This is a genomic window from Amycolatopsis benzoatilytica AK 16/65 (genome assembly GCF_000383915.1).
Lineage (GTDB): Bacteria > Actinomycetota > Actinomycetes > Mycobacteriales > Pseudonocardiaceae > Amycolatopsis > Amycolatopsis benzoatilytica.
In genome coordinates this window covers 5259901-5277894 of record NZ_KB912942.1, presented here as the reverse complement: position 1 = coordinate 5277894, position 17994 = coordinate 5259901, and the positions used below count along the sequence as shown (strand labels likewise).

19 protein-coding genes are annotated in these 17994 nt (G+C 69.7%); 11 read left to right on the top strand and 8 right to left on the bottom strand.

The window, feature by feature from the left end; genetic code table 11:
* Window positions 1–18: 18 nt before the first annotated feature.
* The gene (locus tag AMYBE_RS0124265; RefSeq protein ID WP_020661990.1) at window positions 19–1479 is read right to left on the bottom strand and encodes a flavin-containing monooxygenase; all 1461 of its coding nucleotides are present in this window, start codon (window positions 1477–1479) and stop codon (window positions 19–21) included.
* A gap of 180 nt (window positions 1480–1659) precedes the next feature.
* On the bottom strand, window positions 1660–2751 hold the full coding sequence (locus AMYBE_RS0124260; RefSeq protein WP_020661989.1) for a winged helix DNA-binding domain-containing protein: 1092 nt from the start codon (window positions 2749–2751) through the stop codon (window positions 1660–1662).
* Window positions 2752–2833: 82 nt separating this feature from the next.
* Here AMYBE_RS0124260 and AMYBE_RS0124255 point away from each other — a divergent pair, with 82 nt between their 5' ends.
* A complete protein-coding gene (locus AMYBE_RS0124255) occupies window positions 2834–3859 on the top strand; it encodes an AraC family transcriptional regulator (protein WP_020661988.1) in 1026 nt (341 codons plus the stop codon).
* A 155-nt stretch (window positions 3860–4014) separates the two neighbouring features.
* On the opposite strand, the gene AMYBE_RS0124250 is transcribed toward AMYBE_RS0124255, so the two are convergent.
* Window positions 4015–4617: a TetR/AcrR family transcriptional regulator gene (locus tag AMYBE_RS0124250; RefSeq protein WP_020661987.1), complete on the bottom strand. Its 603-nt coding sequence runs from the start codon at window positions 4615–4617 to the stop codon at window positions 4015–4017.
* A gap of 151 nt (window positions 4618–4768) precedes the next feature.
* On the opposite strand from AMYBE_RS0124250, the gene AMYBE_RS0124245 reads away from it, so the two are divergent.
* Complete coding sequence (locus AMYBE_RS0124245) at window positions 4769–5020, top strand: hypothetical protein (RefSeq protein WP_020661986.1); 252 nt, start codon at window positions 4769–4771, stop codon at window positions 5018–5020.
* 97 nt (window positions 5021–5117) lie between these two features.
* Here the strand turns inward: AMYBE_RS0124245 and AMYBE_RS0124240 are convergent, their stop codons facing one another.
* Window positions 5118–6431 (bottom strand): MFS transporter, encoded by a 1314-nt coding sequence (locus tag AMYBE_RS0124240; RefSeq protein ID WP_020661985.1) that lies wholly within the window; start codon window positions 6429–6431, stop codon window positions 5118–5120.
* On the bottom strand, window positions 6428–7654 hold the full coding sequence (locus AMYBE_RS0124235) for a M20 metallopeptidase family protein (protein ID WP_020661984.1): 1227 nt from the start codon (window positions 7652–7654) through the stop codon (window positions 6428–6430). Before AMYBE_RS0124235 ends, AMYBE_RS0124240 begins: the two co-directional genes overlap by 4 nt.
* A 120-nt stretch (window positions 7655–7774) precedes the next feature.
* Here AMYBE_RS0124235 and AMYBE_RS0124230 point away from each other — a divergent pair, with 120 nt between their 5' ends.
* From AMYBE_RS0124230 to AMYBE_RS0124220, 3 genes are all read left to right on the top strand, one after another.
* Entirely contained in the window at window positions 7775–8803 is a 1029-nt protein-coding gene (locus AMYBE_RS0124230) for an Lrp/AsnC family transcriptional regulator (RefSeq protein WP_020661983.1), read from the top strand.
* A gap of 164 nt (window positions 8804–8967) precedes the next feature.
* Window positions 8968–9438, top strand: coding sequence for a hypothetical protein (locus AMYBE_RS0124225; RefSeq protein WP_020661982.1), 471 nt, complete (start codon window positions 8968–8970; stop codon window positions 9436–9438).
* Between the two features lie 3 nt (window positions 9439–9441).
* Window positions 9442–9756, top strand: a complete 315-nt coding sequence (locus AMYBE_RS0124220) for a winged helix-turn-helix domain-containing protein (RefSeq protein WP_154676286.1) — start codon at window positions 9442–9444, stop codon at window positions 9754–9756.
* Window positions 9757–9792: 36 nt separating this feature from the next.
* On the opposite strand, the gene AMYBE_RS0124215 is transcribed toward AMYBE_RS0124220, so the two are convergent.
* Genes AMYBE_RS0124215 through paaI form a run of 3 tightly spaced genes read right to left on the bottom strand, consistent with a single transcriptional unit; the run spans window position 9793 to window position 12079 of the window.
* Entirely contained in the window at window positions 9793–10383 is a 591-nt protein-coding gene (locus AMYBE_RS0124215; protein WP_020661980.1) for a TetR/AcrR family transcriptional regulator, read from the bottom strand.
* Window positions 10380–11687, bottom strand: coding sequence for a phenylacetate--CoA ligase PaaK (paaK, locus tag AMYBE_RS0124210; protein ID WP_020661979.1), 1308 nt, complete (start codon window positions 11685–11687; stop codon window positions 10380–10382). The genes AMYBE_RS0124215 and paaK overlap by 4 nt, the downstream gene beginning before the upstream one ends.
* Window positions 11684–12079, bottom strand: a complete 396-nt coding sequence (paaI, locus tag AMYBE_RS0124205; RefSeq protein ID WP_034289133.1) for a hydroxyphenylacetyl-CoA thioesterase PaaI — start codon at window positions 12077–12079, stop codon at window positions 11684–11686. The genes paaK and paaI overlap by 4 nt, the downstream gene beginning before the upstream one ends.
* A gap of 202 nt (window positions 12080–12281) precedes the next feature.
* Between paaI and paaZ the strand changes: the two genes are divergently transcribed.
* The 6 genes from paaZ to paaE are packed head-to-tail and all read left to right on the top strand — an operon-like array spanning window position 12282 to window position 17994.
* Window positions 12282–14309: a phenylacetic acid degradation bifunctional protein PaaZ gene (paaZ, locus tag AMYBE_RS0124200; RefSeq protein WP_020661977.1), complete on the top strand. Its 2028-nt coding sequence runs from the start codon at window positions 12282–12284 to the stop codon at window positions 14307–14309.
* Window positions 14306–15241 carry a 1,2-phenylacetyl-CoA epoxidase subunit PaaA gene (paaA, locus tag AMYBE_RS0124195; RefSeq protein ID WP_020661976.1) on the top strand — a complete coding sequence of 312 codons (936 nt, stop codon included), beginning with the start codon at window positions 14306–14308 and terminating at the stop codon, window positions 15239–15241. Before paaZ ends, paaA begins: the two co-directional genes overlap by 4 nt.
* Window positions 15241–15525 (top strand): 1,2-phenylacetyl-CoA epoxidase subunit PaaB, encoded by a 285-nt coding sequence (gene paaB / locus AMYBE_RS0124190; protein ID WP_009073848.1) that lies wholly within the window; start codon window positions 15241–15243, stop codon window positions 15523–15525. The genes paaA and paaB overlap by 1 nt, the downstream gene beginning before the upstream one ends.
* 13 nt (window positions 15526–15538) lie before the next feature.
* Entirely contained in the window at window positions 15539–16396 is an 858-nt protein-coding gene (gene paaC, locus AMYBE_RS0124185; RefSeq protein ID WP_020661975.1) for a 1,2-phenylacetyl-CoA epoxidase subunit PaaC, read from the top strand.
* The gene (gene paaD / locus AMYBE_RS0124180) at window positions 16393–16917 is read left to right on the top strand and encodes a 1,2-phenylacetyl-CoA epoxidase subunit PaaD (protein ID WP_020661974.1); all 525 of its coding nucleotides are present in this window, start codon (window positions 16393–16395) and stop codon (window positions 16915–16917) included. The genes paaC and paaD overlap by 4 nt, the downstream gene beginning before the upstream one ends.
* Window positions 16918–17994: a 1,2-phenylacetyl-CoA epoxidase subunit PaaE gene (gene paaE, locus AMYBE_RS0124175; protein ID WP_020661973.1), complete on the top strand. Its 1077-nt coding sequence runs from the start codon at window positions 16918–16920 to the stop codon at window positions 17992–17994.

Here is a 17994-nt window from a genome sequence, read left to right as displayed (position 1 = left end):
TCTCTCCGGCCTAGCCGCTCAGGAGCGGATGACGTAGTCGGCCGGGTCGAGCACCCGGGTCCGGCGGTCGTACTCGACGACCAGCCCGGGCCAGTTGGTGCTCACCCGGCCGTTTTCCTGCCGGTACCAGCTGGTGCAGCCGCTCCACACGCTGTGCCCGAGCCGGGCCTGCACCTCGCGGTCGTAGCGCTCTTCGACCTCGGCGCGCACTTCGAGCGACGCCACGCCGGGGCGGGCGAGGTGCTCGACCGCCTGCCGGAGGTACCGGGCTTGGCGTTCGATCATGTAGATGATCGAACCGGCGCCGAGGTTGGTGTTCGGGCCGTACATGCAGAACAGGTTCGGGAAGCCGGGCACCGTCAGGCCCAGGTACGCGCGGGCGCCGCCGCGCCAGGCCTCGGACAGCGGCTGGCCGTCGCGGCCGAACACCTGCATCGGGCCGAGGAACTCGGTGGCTTTGAAACCGGTGCCGTAGATCAGCACGTCGACTTCGTGCTCCACCCCGTCCGCGGTGCGCACCCCGCGCGGGGTGATTTCCTTGATCGGGGCCGTTTCGACGGACACGTTCGGCTGCGCGAGCGCGGGCAGGTAGTCGTTGGTGAACAGGATCCGCTTGCAGCCCAGCGGATAGTCCGGGGTGACCTTCTTCCGGAGAGCGGCGGACTTGAGGTGGCGGCGGCGCAGCTGGGCGGTGCGCAGCTCGAAGATCTTGGCCAGCACCGGATGCCGGGTCATCGCGTAGGTCGCGTACTCGGCGAGCAGGAAGATCCGCGCGCGGCCGAGCCATTGCGTCTTGGGCAGACGGCGGAAGACGCGTTTCTGCCAGTCCGCGTAGCGACCGTCGTTCTTGGCCATGATGTACGGCGGCGTGCGCTGGAAAACGGTGACGTGCGCGGCCTGCTTCCGGATCTCCGGCACGAACTGGATCGCGCTCGCCCCGGTGCCGATCACGGCGATCTTCCTGCCCGCCAACGGGATATCGTGGTTCCACTGGGCGGAGTGGAACGCCGTGCCGGCGAAGCTCTCGCGGCCCGGGATCGAGGGCAGCGCGGGCCGGGACAGCTGCCCGACCGCGGGCACGAAGACGTCCGCCACGAAGGTCTCGCCCTGCGCAGTCTCGACGCGCCAGCGACCGTCGGCGTATGCGGCGGAGGTGACTTCGCGGCCGTACCGGATGTGCGGGCCGATGCCGTACTTCTCGATCACGCGCTTGAGGTAGGCGTGGATGTCCGGCTGCATCGCGTACCGCTTCGGCCAGTCCGGGTTGGGTTCGAAGGAGAACGAGTAGAGCGGCGAGGGAACGTCGCAGGCCGCGCCGGGGTAGGTGTTCTCCCGCCACACCCCGCCCGGTTCGGCGGCGCGTTCGAGGATGGTGACGTCGGCGAACCCGGCGCGCTTCAGCTCGATCGCGGCACCGATCCCGCCGAACCCGGTGCCCACGATCAGCACGGACGGCGTCGTACTGGCGGTGTCGTTCATGACCTGAAATTACGCAGCCGGGCGGCGGCGGGGAAGGTCAGGAACGGCCAGCCGATCGAGAATTCCGGCCATCTGGCTGGCGGCCGCAGCTCATCCAGCGGCGCGCCGCTGCGTGGGGCAGTCGTGCCTGCTGGCTCCGTGCGGCCGGTTCGCGCGGTCGCCGGAGTCCGTCCGCGTCCTTCACCCGCTCGTCAGCCGCACCTCGTGGGTCTTCTCCGGTTCGGCCCAGGCCAGCAGATTCCGGCCAGCCTTCTCCAGCGCCGCAGCGTCACGCTTCGCGAGTCGTTCGAACGGCGTCAGCACCAGCTTCGCCGCTCCCCGGGCGGTGCTGGTCTCCCAGCTCCCGCGTACGTGGCCGTCGATCAGCAGCGTGCCCTTGACCAGCCCGTTCACCGTGATCACCCGTTTGCGATGCTCGTCGGTGACCACCCGGGTGCGGTCGGCATAGGACAGAATCGTCTGGTCGAACGGGCCGAGCAGCAGAGGCGGCACCGGCGTGTCCTCGTCCGGCAGCGTGGCCTCCGGCAGGTCGTACAGCGTGCGGCCGTCCGGGTCGGTGTAGGTGCGCAGGTCCATCCGCTCGACGACCTCGGCCAGCTTGGTGACGCCGGCCCAGGTCTGGACGTCGGCGACGGTCGCCGGGCCGAACGCGGCGAGATAGCGGCGGACCAGGGCGGCCGGCGAAGGATCCGGTGCGGCGACGCCTTCCAGCCAGTGGTCGGCGACCTGGTAGGTCGGCTGCCCGGCCTTGCCCCACACCCCGCGGGGCGGGATCTGCACCAGCGGCAGCACCGCGCGGGCCAGGAACATCAGCGACGCGGCCGGGGCCGCCGGGTACCGCTCGGCGAGCGCTTTGCCCAGCTGGTCGCTCGAATGCGGCCGTTCGCGCAACAGCTCGGCGGTGGTCTTCGCGACCGCCCCGTGGTCGACCTTCGACAGCGGTTCGCGATGCTGGTTGACCGCGGTCAGGGCGCGGTCCATCACGATCTGCACGAGCGGCCGCCAGGCGAGCGCGTCCGCGGCGGGCACCAGGTGCACGGTGCCGCGCATCAGCACCATCCGCACCACGCTGCGGTCCAGCAGCAGCCTGGACAACTCCTCTTGCTGGAATCCCCGCAACCGGCACCACAAGGCGTAATACGGCGGGAACGGTGCCTGCGCCTGCAGCCCGGCGAGATGCGCGACCGCGTCGAGCACCGGCATCTCGGCCGGCTTCAGCAGCAGCTGACGCTCGAGTGTGGCGCGGTTGAGGGCGCGGCGGGAAAGGCGCACGGCGGGAGCCTAACCGGCAGCACCGACAGTTTTTCCGCGTTCGCGCGGCGCCGCGACCGCGACCTGATCCATAATTCCGGCCATGAGCGAGCTGGCCGCGCCTTCGATCCGCGATTGGGACTATCCGCGCGGCACCGCGAGCGTGCTGCTGATGCACCAGTTCGCCGCGGAGCGCGGAGCGGAGCTGCCGGGCGTGCCGGTCGCGGAACTCCGTGCGCCGGACCGGCAGCTCGACGCGCGCCAGGAACTGGCTGTCGTGCGGGCGCTGCTGTCGGCGGTCGGTTCCGGCGACGACGTCGCGCTGAGTCTTGGCTGCCGGTACCGGGTAACGACGTTCGGGATCTTCGGGTTCGCCTGCATCAGCAGTCCGACGATGCGCGACGCGATGGTGTTCGCCTTGCGCTACTTGGACTTGTCGTTCACCTTCTGCATTCCGCACGTCGAGCTGAGCGACGCCGGCCTCGGCCTGGTGCTCGACGATTCCCGGGTGCCCGCCGACGTCGCGCGGTTCCTCGTGCTGCGCGACCTGTCCGCGATCTACACCGTGATGCAGGACCTGCTGCCCGGGATCTCGCTGCGGCAACTGGAATTCACCTTCCAGGGTTCGTCCTATGTGGAGTCTTATCGGACCGCCTTCGGGACGGTGCCGTTTTTCGGCGCGGCCGAGCACCGCGCGACATTCGAGCCGGATCTGCTCAATCGTCCGCTCCCGCAGGCGAACGAGCAGACCGTGGCGTTGTGCGCCGCGCAATGCGACGCGCTGGTCGCCCGTCGGCGTGCCCGGTCCGGCGTGCCGCAGCTGGTGCGGGAGCGGCTGGTGCGGCTCGGCGGCGCGGACGCCGGGATGGACGAGATCGCGCGTCAGCTCACCCTCAGCACCCGGACGCTGCGACGCCGGCTGACCGAGGCGGGCACCGGCTACCGGCAGCTGCTCGACGAAGTCCGGCAGACGCTCGCCGAGGAACTGCTGGACACCGGCGCGCTGTCGGTCGACGATGTCGCGCTGCGGCTGGGCTATGCCGAGGCATCGAGCTTCATCTACGCGTTCAAGCGCTGGACCGGAACCACACCGGCCGCGTACGCCCGCCGTGCCCAGGGGAAGCGTTAGCGGACCCGTCGTTGCTCACCGGGGGCGTTCAGCGGGCCGATCCGGGGCGCTGGTTTTGCGGTGCCGCTGGTCGGAAAGCGCCTTGGTGGGTCGTCTTCGCGGGCTTCCTCGTCGGCACCAGCCTGCTGGTCACCGGGACGGCGGGGTCGCCGTATTCAGGAAGTCCGCTGCGCGACCACTGCCGGATAGGTGGTCTCCAGCAGCTGTACCAGCGTTTCCACCAGGAACGTGCGTAGTTCGTCCCGGTCCAGCGCGCCGCGCACGAGCCATTCGCGCGACGCGGCGCGCAGCATGCCGCCGTACGCGCGGATCATCGCGCGCAGCTGCGGATGCCCGTCCGCCGGGAGCAGCGCGGCGGCGAGCACCCGGTCGGCGGCGATCTCGTCCGCCTCCAGCATGATCTGCTCGACCTCCGGGTCGTGCGCCGCGTCGAGCACGGTCAGCCAGGCTTCGCGGTGGCGTTCGGCGATGTCGATCCACCGGTCCAGGCCGACTTCCAGGCGCAGCCGGACCGGCCCGTCCGGCAGCGCGTCGACGACCGGGGCGGGCACGATCGTCATTTGCCGCACCACTTCCAGGTACAGCTCGCGCTTGCCGCCGAAGTAGTGGTTGATCAGCGGCCGGGCCACCCCGGCGGCGGCTGCGATGTCCGAAGTGGACACCGAGGAATAGCTGCCCGCGCCGAAGCACCGCCGGGCCGCGGCGAGGATTTCCGCCCGGCGCTCGGCGGGGTCCAGCCGGCGCCGGGGTCCGCTCATCCGGCCAGCCTCGCCGCCGGGCGAGCCGGTTGTCAACACGCCGGGCCGCCCGGGGGAGAGGGTGCTGTTACGGAACCGGAACAACCGGCGAGTAACTCCAGAGGCCCGGTTCGCGACCAAACAGCCGGGGGACAGGGGCGAGCGGAGCGCGATGAACGGGACCGACCACTGCCCGCGGCGGCCCGGCCGCTGGGTCGGCGTGCGGCTGCAGCACCGGCACGTCCGGGTGGACGAGAGCCCCGGGGTGTCTTATCAGGGCATCCTGATCAGCAGCTACGCCGACGGAACGCTGGTCGCCGAGCAGTGGGTGCCGCTCGGCGCGGACCCGAGCGAGGAGGACGACGAGGCGCTGATCGGGCAGTTGCGGGAGGCGCTGCGGTGGCAGTCGGGGGCGGTCGACTAACTCGGCTGGCCGGCAGCTGCCTGCGCTGCCGAGGAGCAGGTCCGTGAAGGGCCCCTTGCCGGAATCCAAGTCCGGCAAGGGGCCCTTCACGGACGGCTCAGGCAGCAGCCCGTTCTTCGGCAGGTGTGCTCGCACCCGAGCGCAGGTCCACCCCGCGCGTCTCCGGGAGCGTGAAGATCACCGCCGTGCTGATCACTGCCAGCACCATGCCGTAGGCGACGAACAGCGTCGGGTGCCCCTGCTCGGCGAACAGCGTCTGCAGATACGGTGCCGTGCCGCCGAAAGCCGCGACTGCGATCGAGTACGGGACGCCCACGCCGACAGTCCGGATACGGGTCGGGAAGATCTCCGCGTACACCGCAGGGCCGACCGACGAGAAGCCGGCCATGAAGACCAGTGCGATCGACATCGCCAGGAACAGCTGCCACGCCTCGTGTCCGACCATCGCGTTCAGCGGGTAACTCAGTACGAGCAGACCGCCGGTGGCGAGGAACAGGACCGGTTTGCGGCCGATGCGGTCGGACAGCATCCCCCACAGCGGCAACGCGATCAGGAAGACCAGGTTCGCGAACACGCCCGCCCACAGCGCGCCGGTCGGGTTCACCCCGCGCACCGTGATCGCGTACGACGGCGCGGCGACGGCCCACATGTAGTAGATCACGGTGGCCCCGACAGTCAGCCCGACCACCTGGGCGAGCAGCTTCGGGTTCTGCTTGATCGCCTGCCAGATCCGGCCCTTTTCCGCCTTCTTCGCGGTGCCGGCCTCGGCCAGGAACACGCCGGTTTCCCGCATCCGCAGCCGCACGTAGAGCGAGTACAAGCCGAAGATCCCGCCGACCACGAACGGGATCCGCCAGCCGAACGAGAGCATCTGCTCGTGCGTCAGCACGCCGGACAGCACCGCGCCCATCAGCGTCCCGGCGAGCACGCCGCAGGTACCGGAGAAGTAGATCAGGCTCGACCACAGCCCGCGCCGGGACGCCGGGGCGACCTCGGCGATGTAGGTCTGCGCCGAAGGCAGTTCCCCGCCGTGCGCGAGACCCTGCGCCAGCCGGGCCACCACCAGGATCACCGACGCGCCGACGCCGATCTGGCCGTAGGTGGGGGAGAACCCGATGACCAGGCTGCCGCCGGCGGCTATCGCGACGGTCAGCGCCATCGAAAGCTGACGGCCCTTGCGGTCGGAGATCCAGCCGAAGACCAGGCCGCCGAGCGGTCGCGCGGCAAAGCCGACCGCGAAGACCGCGAGGGTGCTCAGCAACGCCGAAACCGCGCTGTGCGCGTTGAAGAACTGCGAAGCGAAGAAGGACGCGAAGGTGGCATAGATGTTCCAGTCGAACCATTCCATCGCGTTGCCGGCACCGAGTCCGAACAGAGTCCGGCGGCGGTCCGGGATGACGTTTGTGGTCATCGGGAGGCTCCTTCGGCGAAGCGGTCGAGACGGCGGACAGCGAGCTCGGCGTAGACGGTGGCGGCGCGGGAGAGCACCGATGGGTCGAAATCGGCGTACGGGCTGTGATTGTTGGGCGCGGCCTGCGGGTCGAGACCAGGCAGCAGTGCGCCGAGGCCGAGGAATGTGCCGGGCACCGCGGCGAGCACGCGGGAGAAGTCTTCGGAGCCGGCCACCGGGTTCGGCAGCTCGGTGTAGAACTCCTCGCCGATCGCTTCGCGGACGACCTCGGCGCCGAACGCGGTCTCGTCGACATCGGTGACAGTCACGGGATATTCGTTCTCGAACGTGACGTCGGCAGTCACGCCGTTCGCCCGCGCGACCCCGTCGATCGTCTCGCGGATCGTCGTGTCGAGGAGAGCGGCCGTCTCGTCGGAGAAACAGCGGACGGTGGCTTCGAACTCCGCGGTCGCCGGGATGACATTGCGTTTGGTGCCACCGCGAATCACGCCGACGGTCAGCACTGCCGGGTCAAAGATGTCCAGCCGTCGCGTGATCATCGTCTGCAGCGCGGTGATCATCGCCGCGGCGGCGGAAATCGGGTCCTTGGCGCGGTGCGGCATCGAGCCGTGGCCGCCTTCGCCGTGCACGGTCACGAGCAGCTTGTGCGAGGCGGACATCAGCGTGCCGGGGCGGCTGGCGAACTGGCCGCTGGGCAGCATCGCCGAGAAGACGTGCAGTCCGTACGCGGCATCGGCCCGCTGGCCCGCGGCGTCGAGCACGCCTTCCTGCAGCATCACTCCTGCGCCGTCCCAACCTTCTTCCCCGGGCTGGAACATCAGCACGACGTCGCCGTTGAGCCGGTCGCGGTGAGTGCGCAGCAGCCGAGCCGCGCCGATCAGCGACGTGGTGTGCAAATCGTGGCCGCACGCGTGCATCGCGCCGTTGGTGGCGGCGAAGTCGAGCCCGGTCGCCTCCTGGACCGGAAGCGCGTCCATGTCTGCCCGCAACAAGACCGTGCGCGGCTGAGCGGAATCGCGCGCCGGGCCTTCGCCGCGAAGCACCGCGGTCACCGACGTCGTACCGGTTCCGGTGGAGATCTCCAGCCCGAGCCCGTCGAGTTCGCGCAGCACGCGTTCCTGGGTACGGGGCAGGTCCAGGCCGATCTCGGGTTCGCGGTGCAGTTCGCGGCGCAACTGGGCCAGATCGTCCTGCTGGCTGCGGGCGTCGTCGTGGAGGTCCACCGGCTCGGCTCCTCTTCGTCGGGGAACGGGCGTCTTGGTGGTCGAGTGTGCGAATTTAGGGCTGATCTCGGGCTAAAATCGCCGGAATCGCTTGTTGATCAGCTGGTTGGAGAAGAAAACGTGCTCGAAACCCTCGAAGAGGAGGATTTTTCGCTCATCCACGCGCTGCAGCTGCGGCCCCGCGCCAGCTGGGCTCACCTGGCCGACGCGCTCAGCTCGTCGCCGGTCACCCTCGCCCGGCGATGGGAACGGCTGCGCGAGGGCGGCGCGGCCTGGGTGACCGCGTACCCGCACGTCTCGGCGCTGCCCCAGATCCAAGCCGCGTATGTGGAGATCCGCTGCGCCAGCGGCCAGGTCCGGGACCTGATCCGGGAACTGCGCACGTGGCCGTCAGTCGCCAGCATCGAGGAGGCTTCGCGCGAGTACAGCCTGGTGCTGACCGTGTTCGGACTTGGCATGCGCGACCTGTCCACGCTGCTGCTGGACGCGATTCCGAGCCTGCCCGGGGTGCTCAACACCCGGTCGCACCTGGCGTCTCGGCTGCACGTCGAAGGCAGTTCGTGGCGGGTGGGCGCGCTGGACCGGACCCGGGTGCAGGCGGTGTCTCAGCTGCCTCCAGCCGGCAGTGGCCGGCCTGCCGCGGTCGAACCGTGGAAGGAGCCGTACGCGCCGCTGACCATCGCGCTCGGCGAAGACGGCCGTCGCAGCGCCGCAGACCTGGCGCGCATCACCGGGCGGCCGGTGTCGACGGTCCGCCGTCAGCTCGGCCACCTGCTCAGCGCGGACGCGCTGACCTTCCGCTGCGAGATCGCGCAGGGCCTCACCCCGTCGCCGATCGTCGTGAACTGGTGGTGCCAGGTCCCGGTAGCGCACGTGTCCACCTGCGTGGACCGGCTGCGCGCCAACCCGGCGCTGCGCCAGGTGGCGAGCCTGCCCGGTCCGGCCAATCTTCTGGTGACGACGTGGATGCGGTCGATCGAGGAGTCGATGCGGATGCAGGAACACCTGGAACAGGGCCTGGCTCCGCTGTCGGTGCTCGATTCCGCGCTGATTCTGCGGACGGTGAAGCGAATGGGCTGGCTGCTGGACGATCTGGGGCGCAGCACGGGCTTCGTGGCGACCATGCCCGCGCAGCGGGACCGGAGGTGAGTCCGGCCCGAGACTCGTCCCGAAGCGCTGCCCGGGCACTGGCCGCCGGCCGACGCGGAAGATCAGCCGCACAGGAACGTACTTGCCTAAGCGGAAAGTACAAGTTACTTTCTTATCAGGCAACTACTTGCCTGAGGGGCGTCCGGCGCGAAGGAGTGGCAGCTGTGAGCGAACCGATGAACACGCCGACGCCGGAAGAGGCGGCGGCGGCGCTGCGCAGTGCAAACGAGAGCAGGCAGCGGGTGGTCGCGTCCGCGCTGGGCAGCCGGTGGAACTCGATCGTCGCCGGTCTGGTCGTGGTCGGCTACACGGTGGCCATCGACCTGTTCCCCGCGACGCGGTCCTGGCTGACCTGGGTCGTGCTGGCCGTCGGATTGCTGCTGGTCGTCCTGCTGCGCACCAGGATCGGAAGCAGCCTGCTCGGCCAGCCGGTCGCGGTGTCGAGCCGGGCTCTGCCTCCCACCGGGTGGCGCCTCGCCCCTATCGTGGGCCTGTCGATCGTCGCGGGCGTTGCCATCCCGCTGCTCCACATCCCGCACGGCACCATCTGCTACGGCGTCTTAGCCGGGCTCTATATCATCTTTCTCGGCCCCAGGTTCCAGCTGTGGCTGCTTCGCCGGCAAGACAAGGACTGAGTGGTGGCCGAGCTCGACCAGCTCCTGTTGGACCCGACGAGACTGGCGATCGTGGCGCTGCTCTCCGCCGCGGAATGGGCGGAGTTCGGGTTCGTGCGCGACTCGGTGCAGCTCTCCGATTCCGCGCTGTCCAAACAGATCTCCACCCTTTCCCGAAACGACTACGTCGACGTCCGCAAGGGCTACGTGGGCAAGCGGCCGCGCACCTGGCTCAACCTGACCGACAGCGGCCGCGACACCCTGGCCGAGCACCTGTCCGCCCTGCAGTCCATTGCCGTGAAAGCCCGTTCGGACGGCCTCCGGCAACCCCGCGACTGACTCGGCAGGCAACCGCGGGGCCGCAGCCGGTAAAACTCAGGCGCGCAACCCGTCGAACGCCATCTTGCACACCGCGTCCGCGAGTTCCTCCGGCGAGGACCCGCGCCTCGGCCGGTACCACTCGATGAGCGAGTTCACCGTGCCGAACAGCAGGCGCGCGGCGACCGCCGGGTCGAGGTCCGGCCGGACGTCGCCTTCTACCTCCGCCTGCTTCACCAGATCCGTCACCAGCCGGTCGAACTCGCGCCGCCGGGCCAGCGCCGCTCGTTCGGCCTTCGTGTTGCCCCGCACCCGAAGCAGCAGCGTCACGAACGGCAGCCGGTCCGCGAGGACCAGCACGCTGCCGCGCACCAGATGCTCCAGTCGGTCGATCGCGCGGCCGTCCAGCGCCTCGGTCCGGTCCGCGACCTCGAACAGCCCGTCCAGCGCCCGGTCCACCGCCAGCCGCAGCAGTTCCTCCTTGCTCGGCACGTGGTGGTAGATCGCGGATTTCGTGATGCCGAGCTTGCGCGACAGGTCCTCCATGCTGGTCCCGTCGTAGCCGCGTTCGTTGAACAGCTCGACGGCGACCTGCAGCAGCGACTCCAGGTCGTAGCCGGGACGGCCGCGGCGGGCGGGTGCGGTCACGAGCGCTGGTCCAGCACCCGGCGCATCTTGCCGACCGAGCGCTCCAGCGTGTCCGGGTCCACGACCTCCACCGACACGGTCACGCCGACGCCGTCCTTCACTCCGGTGGCCAGCACCGAGGCGGCGAGCGTCCGGGCGTCCGCGGACGCGTCCGGACGGGCTTCGACCCGGACGGTGAGGTGGTCCAGCCGTCCCCGGGTGGAGCGGACCAGCTGGAAGTGCGGGCTCAGCCCGGCGGTCCGCAGCACGATCTCCTCGATCTGGGTCGGGAAGACGTTCACCCCGCGCAGGATGATCAGGTCGTCGCTGCGGCCGGTCACCTTCTCCATCCGCCGGAACGCCGGCCGCGCGGTGCCCGGCAGCAGCCGGGTCAGGTCGCGGGTGCGGTAGCGGATGATCGGCAGCGCTTGCTTGGTCAGCGACGTGAACAGCAGTTCGCCGGACTCGCCCGCGGGCAGCACCTGCTCGGTGAACGGGTCGATCACCTCGGGGAAGAAATGGTCCTCCCAGATGTGCAGGCCGTCCTTGGTTTCCACGCATTCCTGCGCGACGCCCGGGCCCATCACCTCGGACAAGCCGTAGATGTCCACCGCGTCCAGTCCGAACCGGTCCTCGATCTCCGTGCGCATCTGCTCGGTCCACGGCTCCGCGCCGAAGATGCCGACCCGCAGCGAACTCGCCCGCGGGTCCACGCCCTGACGCTCGAACTCGTCCAGCAGCGTCAGCATGTACGACGGGGTGATCATGATGATCTCCGGCTTGAAGTCGGTGATCAGCTGGACCTGCCGGGCGGTCATCCCGCCGGAGGCCGGAATCACGGTGCAGCCCAGCTTTTCCGCGCCGTAGTGCGCGCCGAGGCCGCCGGTGAACAGGCCGTACCCGTAGGCGTTGTGCAGCTTGTGCCCGGGCCGGCCGCCGGCCGCGCGGATCGACCGCGCCATCACCGTCGCCCAGGTGTCCAGGTCCTGTTCGGTGTAGCCGACGACGGTCGGCTTCCCGGTGGTGCCGCTGGAGGCGTGCAGCCGGCGTACCTGGTCCTGCGGGACCGCGAACATGCCGAACGGGTAGTTGTCGCGCAGGTCGGCCTTGGTGGTGAAGGGGAACTTCGCCAGGTCGGCCAGCTCGCGGCAGTCGTCCGGGTGCACGCCGGCGTCGTCGAACTTCTTGCGGTAGACAGCGACGTTCTCGTACGCGTGTCGCAGTGTCCACTGCAGCCGTTCCAGCTGGAGCGCGGCCAGCTCGTCGGCGCTGAGGGTTTCGGCGGAATCTGCGGTCTGGGCGGTCTCGGACGTCTCGGCAGTCACTGTGGTTCCCGGGTCTTCTCGATGACGCGGCTGCGGCCGCGGAATTCGGCGACGACCTCGGGCCCGCCGGGGGTTTCCCGGTGCACGGTGACGTCGTAGATGCCGTTGCGGCCGTAGCGGGTGCGCTCGACGGCCGTCGCGACGAGGTGATCGCCCAGCTTGCCCGCCGCGACGAAGGAGATCTCCGCGCCGGCGGCGACGGTGACCGGCCCGTGCGTGTTGCAGGCGAGGGCGAACGTGGTGTCGGCGAGCAGGAAGACGTACCCGCCGTGGGCGATGTCGTGGCCGTTGACCATCGTCTCGGTGACCTTCATGGTGGCCACCGCTCGCCCGCCCGCCGCTTCGACCAGTTCTATGCCGAGCGCACGGGACGCTTCATCGGCGTCGAACATGGTGTGCGCGGCATTGCGGGTCACGGCCGACCGTCCTCCGAAGCTGGTTACTTACTGACCGAACGGCCGGTAATTGTCGCTGGGCCCAGTAAAGGCGGCGTCTTCGGCAGTGTCAAGCAGTGCGGGGGTTCCGATCAGTGCGGCGAGCAGCTATCCTGCGAATTACTGAACGTCCGGTTGGTAATTCGGCGAGAGGGTCGGCATGGTTCTGCTCCGCAGCTACGTCTCCGGGGGATGGCACACGGCGCCTGGCGAGGGTGTTCCGCTGCACGACGCGGCTACCGGGGAGGAAGTGGCCCGGATTTCCTCGGAGGGAGTCGATTTCGCCGGTGCGCTCGAGTACGGCCGCACGGTCGGCGGTCCCGCGCTGCGCAAGCTGACGTTCCATCAGCGTGCTGCTCTGCTGAAGTCGCTCGCTTCGTACCTGCGTGAGCACCGTGAAGAGCTGTACGCACTGTCGGCGCGCACGGGTGCGACGCTCGGCGATTCGAAGTTCGACATCGACGGCGGCATCGGCGTGCTGTTCAGCTACGGCTCGAAGGGCAAGCGCGAGCTGCCGAACGACACCGTGTACGTAGACGGTGCGGTCGAGCCGCTGAGCCGGGGCGGCACATTCGTGGCGCAGCACATCGCCACGCCGCTGCACGGCGTCGCGATCCAGATCAACGCCTTCAACTTCCCGGTGTGGGGTCCGCTGGAGAAGTTCGCGCCCGCGTTCCTCGCCGGCGTGCCCAGCCTGATCAAACCGGCCAGCCAGACCGCGTACCTGACCGCGCGGCTCGTGGAGCTGATCGTCGAATCCGGCATCCTGCCCGAGGGCACGGTGCAGTTCGTCGCGGGCAGCGTCGGAGACCTGCTGGACCACGTGACCGCGCAGGACCTGGTGTCGTTCACCGGTTCTGCGTCCACCGCGCAGAAGCTGCGCGCGCACCCGGCGATCGTGCGGAACTCGGTGCGATTCAACGCCGAGGCCGACTCGCTGAACTGCTCGATCCTCGCCCCGGACGCCCGGCCGTCGACGCCGGAGTTCGACCTGTTCGTCAAGCAGCTGGTCACCGAGATGACGGTGAAGGCGGGCCAGAAGTGCACCGCCATCCGCCGCGCGTTCGTGCCGGCCGAGATGCTGGACGACGTCGCCGAGGCGGCGAGCGCCCGGCTCGCGAAAGTAACTGTCGGCAATCCGAACGCGGAGGGCGTCCGGATGGGCGCGCTGGCCAGTCTGGAACAGCGCGAAGAGGTACGCCGTTCGCTCAAGGCACTGCTCGACGCGGGCAGCATCGTCTTCGGCGACCCGGAACACGTCGATGTCGTGGACGGTGACGCGGCGACCGGGGCGTTCCTCTCTCCGGTGCTGCTCAAGGCCGATCCAGAGCGCGCGGAGCCGCACGAGGTCGAGGCGTTCGGCCCGGTGTCCACGCTGATGCCGTACACGTCGGTCAAGCAGGTCATCGAGTTCGCGGCGCGCGGCGGCGGCAGCCTGGCCGGGTCCGTGGTGACCGGCGACCCGGTGTTCGCCCGCGAGATCGTGCTGGGCGTCGCGCCGTACCACGGCCGGCTGCTCGTGCTCGACAGCGACGACGCGAAGGAATCCACCGGGCACGGTTCGCCGATGCCGCAGCTGGTGCACGGCGGGCCTGGCCGCGCGGGCGGCGGCGAGGAAATGGGCGGTATCCGCGGCGTGCTGCACCACATGCAGCGCACCGCCGTGCAGGGCAGCCCGAAGGTGCTCGGTGCGGTCACCGGCCGGTGGGTCGAAGGCGGTCCGCGCGTCGAAGGCGAGCACCCGTTCCGGAAGTCGCTGGCAGAGCTGAACATCGGCGACACCGTGGTGGCCGGTCCGCGCACTGTCACGCGCGCCGACATCGACCACTTCGCCGAGTTCACCGGCGACACCTTCTACGCGCACACCGACGAGGCCGCTGCGGCGGCGAACCCGCTGTTCGGCGGCATTGTGGCGCACGGCTATCTGGTGCTCTCGTTCGCCGCGGGCCTGTTCGTCTCGCCCGAGCCGGGGCCGGTGCTGGCCAACTACGGCTTGGAGAACCTGCGGTTCCTGACGCCGGTCAAGGCGGGCGACGCGCTGACCGTCACCTTGACCGCCAAGCAGATCACGCCGCGGATCGACCAGGAGTACGGCGAAGTCCGCTGGGACGCCGACGTCACGAACGCCGACGGCGACTCGGTGGCGAAGTACGACGTGCTCACCCTCGTCTCGAAGGAGCAGCCGTGACTGCGGTAGCGGAACCGGACCTGGAAGCCCTGTTCGAGCACACCATCGAGCGCGACCAGCGGATCGAGCCGCGAGACTGGGTGCCCGAGGGCTATCGCAAGACGATGATCCGGCAGATCGCGCAGCACGCGCACTCGGAGATCATCGGGATGCAGCCGGAGGGCAACTGGATCACCCGCGCGCCGTCGTTGCGGCGCAAGGCGATCCTGCTCGCGAAGGTGCAGGACGAGGCCGGCCACGGGTTGTACCTGTACTCCGCGGCGGCGACGCTCGGCGCGGACCGCGCGGACCTGACCGACAAGCTCATCACCGGTAAGCAGAAGTACTCGTCGATCTTCAACTACCCGACGCTGACCTTCGCCGACGTCGGCGTGATCGGCTGGCTGGTGGACGGCGCGGCGATCTGCAACCAGGTGCCGCTGTGCCGCTCGTCGTACGGGCCCTACGCGCGGGCGATGATCCGGATCTGCAAGGAGGAGTCGTTCCATCAGCGGCAGGGCTACGAGCTGCTGATGACCATGATGCGCGGCACCGAGCAGCAGCGGGACATGGTGCAGGAGGCGGTGAACCGCTGGTGGTGGCCCTCGCTGATGATGTTCGGGCCGCCGGACGCGGATTCGCCGAACACCGCGCAGTCGATGGCGTGGAAGGTCAAGCGGCACACCAACGACGAGCTGCGCCAGCGATTCGTCGACATGTCGGTGCCGCAGGCGAAAGCCCTCGGGGTCACCTTCCCGGACCCGGACCTGAAATGGAACGCCGAGCGGGAGCACTACGACTTCGGCGCGGTCGACTGGGACGAGTTCAAGAACGTGCTCAAGGGCAACGGTCCGTGCAACGCGCAGCGGATCGCGCACCGGCGCAAGGCGCACGAAGACGGGGCCTGGGTTCGCGAGGCCGCTGCCGCACATGCTGCGAAGAAGGGTTCCTGATGAAGCACGACTGGCCGCTGTACGAGGTGTTCGTCCGCGGGAAGCGCGGGCTGAACCACGTGCACGTGGGTTCGCTGCACGCGGCGGACGACGAGATGGCGCTGCACCACGCCCGCGATCTCTACACCCGCCGCAACGAGGGCGTCTCGATCTGGGTGGTGCGCGCCTCGGACATCACCGCGTCGTCGCCGGACGAGAAGGACCCGTTCTTCGCGCCCAGCGGGGACAAGGTGTACCGGCACCCGACGTTCTACGACATTCCCGACAACGTTCCGCACATGTAAGGGATGTCCTGCTGTGTCCTTTGACAACGTCTACGAATCCATCACCGAAGAGAACGACTCGCGGTGGGCGTTCGGCACCGGCTTCGCCGATCCGCTGTCCGGCGTGGACACTTCGGTGCCGTCCGGAGTGGACAGTGCGCGGCTGGCCGCGTACTGCCTGATGCTCGGCGACGACGCGCTGATTTTCTCGCACCGGCTGCAGGAATGGGTCGCGGGCGCGCCCGAGCTGGAAGACGAGGTCGCGATCGCGAACATCGCCCTCGACCTGCTCGGCCAGGCCCGGCTGCTGCTGGCCCGCGCCGGCAAGGCCGACGGCACCGGCCGGTCCGAGGACACCCTCGCATTCCTGCGCGCGGAGAACGAGTTCCGGAACGTGCGGCTGGCGGAGCTGGGCGGCGGCCACTTCGGCCACCTGATCGCGCGGCTGTTCGTGTTCTCGACCTGGCGGCTCGCGCTGTTCCAGCGGCTGGAGTCCAGCGCGGACCCGGTGCTGGCGGCGATCGCGGCCAAGGGCGTGAAAGAACTGGCCTACCACCGCGACTACTCGGCGCAGTGGCTGGTGCGGCTCGGCGACGGGACTCCGCTGTCGCACGAGCGGATGGCGGAGGGCCTGGCCGCGGTGTGGCCGTACGTGGCGGAACTGTTCACGACGCATCCGGACGAGCTGGTCGACGCTGCTTCGCTGCGGCCGGAGTTCGACGAGATCGTGGACCGGGCCGTGGCCGCGGCGACGCTGTCCCGGCCGGAAACCGGCACGGTCGCCGGGGTGTCCGGGCGGACCGGGCGCGACGGTGTGCACACCGAGCAGATGGGCTTCCTGCTGGCCGAGCTGCAGAGCGTGGCGCGCGCGATGCCGGGAGCGACCTGGTGACCGCCGGCGTGCGTCCTCCCGCGGAGGCGGCGTCCGCCACCGCGATCGCGGTGGCGTCCACCGTCACCGATCCCGAGCTGCCGATGCTGACGCTCGCGGATCTGGGCGTGCTGCGCGAAGTGTCCGAAAAGGACGGCCGGGTGACGGTGTCGATCACCCCGACCTACACCGGCTGCCCGGCGATGGACACCATGCGCGACGACCTGGAGCACGCGTTGCGCGGCGCGGGCTACACCGACATCGACATCCGCACCGTGCTGGAGCCGGCGTGGACGTCGGACTGGATCAGCGAGAACGGCCGCCGCAAGCTCGCCGAAGCCGGGATCGCGCCGCCGGGAGCCGCGCCGCGCCGGTCCGGGCCGATTCCGTTGACGCTGGGGCCTTCCGTGCGCCGGGTCGCGTGCCCGCGCTGCGGCTCGCTCGACACCGAAGAGCAGTCCCGGTTCAGCGCGACCGCGTGCAAAGCGTTGCGGCGCTGCCGGTCTTGCTGGGAGCCGTTCGAACACGTCAAGGAGATCTGAGTGACCGCCACCGTTTCCCGCCGCACCGGGTTCCACCCGCTGCGGGTGGCCGACGTCGAACGGCTCTGCGACGACGCCGTCGCCGTCACCTTCGACGTGCCGGAAGAGCTCGCCGGAACCTACGCCTTCGCGCCCGGGCAGTCGCTCACCCTGCGCCGCATGGTGGACGGCCGCGACGAGCGCCGTTCGTACTCCATCTGCGCCCCGGCGGGGGAGCGGCCGCGCGTCGGCGTGCGGTTGGTCCCGGAGGGCGTTTTCTCGACCTGGCTGGTCAACGAGGTCCGCCCGGGCGACACCGTCGAGGTCTCGGCGCCGACCGGCTCGTTCACCCCGGACCTGGCCGCGGGCGGCCACCACGTGCTGATCGCCGCCGGTTCCGGCATCACCCCGGTGCTCTCCATCGCGGCCTCGCTGCTGGCCACGCCGGACGCGACGGTGACCGTGCTGTACGGCAACCGCCGCACCGACACCGTGATGTTCGCCGACGATCTGGCCGACCTGAAGGACCGCTACCCGGCGCGCCTGGAACTCGTGCACGTCCTGTCCCGCGAACCGCGCGAAGCGGAGCTGTTCACCGGCCGCCTCGACGCGGACAAGCTGGGTGCGCTGTTCGGGTCGATCGTGCCGGTCGAGGAGGCAGACCACTTCTGGCTGTGCGGCCCGTTCGGCATGGTCACTTCCGCACAGGAACTCCTGGGATCGCTGGGCGTCCCGGCGGAACGGGTCCACCAGGAACTGTTCTACGTGGACGAGGTGCCGCCGGAGCCGGTCAAGCACGTAGACCCGGCGATCGCCGGAGCGTCCTCGGAAGTGACGCTGGTCCTCGACAGCCGCTCCACGACGATGAACCTGCCCCGCGATTCGTCCGTGCTGGACGGCGCCCAGCGGTTCCGGCCGGACCTGCCGTTCGCGTGCAAGGGCGGCGTGTGCGGCACTTGCCGAGCGAAGGTCACCGAAGGATCGGTGGACATGCGCCGCAACTTCGCGCTGGAAAAGTCCGAAGTGGACGCCGGGTTCGTGCTGACCTGCCAGTCGCACCCGGTTTCGGAGCGGGTGACGGTCGACTTCGACGCCTGA